The 1013-nt window shown below is 67.6% G+C and carries 1 protein-coding gene; it reads left to right on the forward strand.

The window, feature by feature from the left end:
- Window positions 1-101: 101 nt before the first annotated feature.
- The coding region (locus C1A33_RS26365; RefSeq protein WP_101834277.1) for an RNA-guided endonuclease InsQ/TnpB family protein at window positions 102-1013 on the forward strand (912 nt) is incomplete at its 3' end.

Consider the following 1013-nt stretch of genomic DNA (forward strand, 5'->3'; position numbering starts at 1 on the left):
GTCATCGGATTTGCGCCGTGGATACTCCGACCTTCAGGTCGGAGAGGAAACGGTGTTCAGTGGTGGAACGCATGATCGAATCCTTTCCGTAGAATAGGAGCGTGTCCCGCTACCGGCTTTCGCCGACGTCTGAACAGGCCGTTGGGCTTGACGAGCACTGCGGGCATGCGCGTTTCGTGTGGAATCTTGCTGTGGAACAGCAGTCGTGGTGGTCGGGCTATCGGGGGAAGGCGCCGGACCATCGGGAACGGTGCCGGCAGTTGACCGAGGCCCGTGCCGCGTTCGGCTGGCTGCGTGCCGGGTCGCAGACCGTGCAGCAGCAGGCCCTGCGTGACTTCGACCAGGCGATGCGGAACTTTTTCCACGGTTCGTATCGCAGGCCGACGTTCCGGAAGCGTGGCCGGTCGGAAGGCTTCCAGATCGTCGGTAGGAACGCCCGGGTCGAGAAGCTGAACCGGCGCTGGTCCCGATGCTGGATACCGAAAGTCGGCTGGGTCAGGTTCCGTGTGTCCCGGACCGTTCCCGGTTTCAAATCCTACCGGATCAGTCGGGATCGGGCTGGCCGCTGGCATGTCGCGTTCACCGCGGTGCCTGATCCGATCGAGGGACCCGGCACCGGCAGGGTCGTGGGCGTCGACCGGGGTGTGACGGTGTCGGCCGTGCTCAGCACCGGTGAGCTGCTGTCCTGCCCTGGGCTGCGACCGGCGCGGGCCGCGCGGCTTCGCCGTCTCCAACGCCGGTTCGCCCGCGCCCAGCGGGGCAGTAACCGGCGGGCACGGATCAAGGTCCAGGTTGCCCGGGTGCAGGCTCGGGAGGCTGACCGGCGCAAGGACTGGGTCGAGAAGACCAGCACGGATCTCGCCCGCCGGTTCGACGTGGTGCGCGTCGAGGATCTCAACGTCCGGGGCATGACCCGCTCGGCGCGGGGCACCGTCGCCGAACCCGGCCGGAACGTGCGGCAGAAAGCCGGGCTGAACCGGGCGATCCTCGCGGGCGGCTGGGGTCTGCTTGTC

The organism is Frankia canadensis, from assembly GCF_900197875.1.
Lineage (GTDB): Bacteria > Actinomycetota > Actinomycetes > Frankiales > Frankiaceae > Frankia > Frankia canadensis.